This window comes from Pseudomonas sp. 21615526 (assembly GCF_013386245.1).
Lineage (GTDB): Bacteria > Pseudomonadota > Gammaproteobacteria > Pseudomonadales > Pseudomonadaceae > Aquipseudomonas.
The window spans coordinates 1-2,808 of sequence record NZ_JACAOM010000234.1; the positions used below are offsets into that span (position 1 = coordinate 1).

The following is a 2,808-nucleotide window of genomic DNA, read 5'->3' on the forward strand; positions in this document are numbered from 1 at the left end:
TTGACACACCGCTTTTGCGAGCAAGCCCGCTCCCACATTTTTGATCGTGTTTCGTCAGCAGTCAGGTCACCAGTTGATTGATTTCGATGATCGGCAGCAGCACGGCCATGACGATGACCAACACCACGGCCCCCATCACCACGATCATCAGTGGCTCAAGCAACGCCGTCATGCCCATCGCCCGACGCTCGATATCCCGCGACAGGGTTTGCGCCGCGCGCTCGAGCATTGGCGGCAGCGAGCCGGTTTTTTCGCCGCTGGCGATCAGGTGGATCAGCACGGGCGGAAAGACCTTTTCCACCGCCAGCGCAGGAGCCAGGTTGACGCCCTCGCGCACCTTGGCCGTCGCGTCGCTGACACACTGGCTCAGGCGGTCGTTGGACAAGGTCTGGCGCGCCGCTTCCAGGGCGCGCAACAACGGCACGCCCGCCCCGCCGAGAATCGCCAGGGTCGAGGCAAACCGCGCGGTGTTGAGGCCCAGTACAAAACGCCCGATCAACGGCAGGCGCAACACCCGGCTGTGCCAGCTCAACCGCGCCACGGGGTTGCGCAGGTACAGGCGCCAGCTCCAGAAACCACCCACGATCCCGGCAAAACACAGCCAGCCCCAGGCGCGGATAAAGTCACTCGCATTGAGCATCGCCAACGTCAGCCCCGGCAGGTCCTGGCGAGCCTGGGAAAACGCACTGACCACCTGCGGCACCACGTAGCTGAGCAGGAAAATCACAATGCCGATGGACACCAGCCCCACCACGCCCGGGTAGATAAACGCCGTGAGGATCTTGCCCCGCAGGTTATTGCGCTCCTCGATGTAGTCGGCGAGGCGCTCCATGACCTGGGCCAGGTCGCCGGACTCCTCCCCCGCCGCGATCAGCGCCCGATAGATCGACGGAAAGTCCCGGGGCCGGGCGGCCAACGCATCGGCCAGGCGCATGCCGCTGCGCACATCGGCGCGCACCGCGCTCAAGGTCTGGGCGATGTGTTTTTTCTCGGCTTGCTCCACCGTGGCGCTCAACGCGGCCTCCAGTGGCAGGCTCGCACCGAGCAGGCTCGCCAGCTGGCGCGTGGCCCAGGCCAGGTCATTGTCCGAGAGCTTGGCGCTGAACCGGCCGCCACCGCCGGCACGTTCGTTGTTGTTCTCGACCTGCACCCGCAAGGCCGTCAGGCCACGGCTGCGCAGGTGGGCAAAGGCGCCGCTCTGGCTGTCTGCCTCAAGGTGCCCGGACTCCAGCTTGCCGCTGGCGTCGGCGGCTTCGTAGCGGTATCGGTTCATCAGGCGTCCCGTGTTACGCGCAGGATTTCTTCGGGGGCGGTGGCGCCGCTGCGTACCCAGCGTTCGCCATCCTCACGCATGCTGAACATGCCGGCGCGGCGTGCGGCGGCCTTCAAGGCCTGCTCGCCGGCGCCCTGGTGGATCAGCCCGCGCAGCTCGTCGTCGATGCAGAACAATTCATGGATACCGGTACGCCCGCTGTAACCGATCTGGTTGCACTGCGCGCACCCGACAGGCCGCCAGGTGCCGGGCGCGGCCGGGTCTTCCTGCTTGCAGTGCGGGCACAGCCGACGCACCAGGCGCTGGGCCAATACGCCGAGCAGTGACGAGGCCAGCAGGAACGGTTCGACGCCCATGTCGATCAAGCGGTTGACCGCCGAGACGGCGTCGTTGGTGTGCAGGGTGGCGAGCACCAGATGGCCCGTGAGCGAGGCCTGGACGGCAATTTGTGCGGTCTCCAGGTCGCGGATTTCGCCGATCATGATGATGTCCGGATCCTGGCGCAGGATTGCCCGCAGGGCCAGGGCGAAGGTCATGTCGATCTTGGCGTTGACCTGGATCTGGCTGATGCCCGGCAGGTCGTATTCCACCGGGTCTTCGACGGTCAGGATATTGCTGGTGCTCGCATCCAGCCGAGCCAGGGCGGCGTAGAGGCTGGTGGTCTTGCCGCTGCCGGTGGGGCCGGTGACCAGCACGATGCCGTGGGGTTGGCGGATCAGGGTGTCGAGTTTGGCCAGGACGGCGGGGTCCATGCCGAGGGTTTCCAGCTGCAGGCGGCCGGCTTGTTTGTCCAGCAGGCGCATCACTACGCGCTCGCCATGGCCGGTGGGCACGGTGGAGACGCGGATATCGATGGGGCGACCGGCCACGCGCAGGGCGATGCGGCCGTCCTGGGGCAGGCGTTTTTCGGCGATATCGAGTTGGGCCATGATCTTGATGCGTGAGACCAGAGCGCCGTGCAGGGCCTTGCGCGGGGACACCACGTCACGCAGCGTGCCGTCGACGCGGTAGCGCACCACGGAGTGGGTTTCGTAGGGTTCGATGTGGATGTCGCTGGCTTCGTCGCGGGCGGCCTGGGTGAGCAAGGCGTTGATCATGCGGATCACCGGGGCGCCGTCCTGGGTGTCGAGCAGGTCGGTGATTTCGGGGATGTCTTGCATGAGGCGGTCGAGGTCGACTTCGTTTTCGGCGGCGCCCACGACGGCGGCGGCGCTGCCGGTGTCGGCGTAGGCAGTGGCCAGGAGGCCGTCGAGTTCGTCGTCGCGCACCTGGATCAGGTGGGTTTGGCCGAACTGGCGGTGGACTTCGCTGATGGACCAGCCGGGGGTCGAGGGGCAGATGGTCAGCGTCGGGCCCTGGGTTCCCGGGTGAAGGAGGATGCGTTGGGATTTGGCCCAGGCGTAAGGCAGGAGGCTCATGCTTTTGGGCTTCGTTTGGTTGAGTACATATCCATTCCTTCGGTAACGGCTTCGATTGGTTCCGCTCTTACAGCGGCTCACTTTTGAACAGCGCAAAAGTAAGCAAAACGCTCTTGC

Annotated in this window: 2 protein-coding genes; both read right to left on the minus strand. The window is 65.7% G+C overall.

All coding sequences use genetic code 11. From position 1 onward, the window contains the following. Positions 1–61 precede the first annotated feature (61 nt). Positions 62–1,273 carry a type II secretion system inner membrane protein GspF gene (gene gspF, locus HX786_RS31430; RefSeq protein ID WP_008432563.1) on the minus strand — a complete coding sequence of 404 codons (1,212 nt, stop codon included), beginning with the start codon at positions 1,271–1,273 and terminating at the stop codon, positions 62–64. Continuing rightward, a complete protein-coding gene (gspE, locus tag HX786_RS31435; protein ID WP_003210467.1) occupies positions 1,273–2,691 on the minus strand; it encodes a type II secretion system ATPase GspE in 1,419 nt (472 codons plus the stop codon). Before gspE ends, gspF begins: the two co-directional genes overlap by 1 nt. Between the last annotated feature and the right edge of the window lie 117 nt (positions 2,692–2,808).

Bases quoted from the DNA above. Each gene is read 5' to 3' on its own strand.
- gspF (WP_008432563.1), bottom strand. From the start codon at position 1,273: ATGAACCGATACCGCTACGAAGCCGCCGACGCCAGCGGCAAGCTGGAG.
- gspE (WP_003210467.1), bottom strand. From the start codon at position 2,691: ATGAGCCTCCTGCCTTACGCCTGGGCCAAATCCCAACGCATCCTCCTT.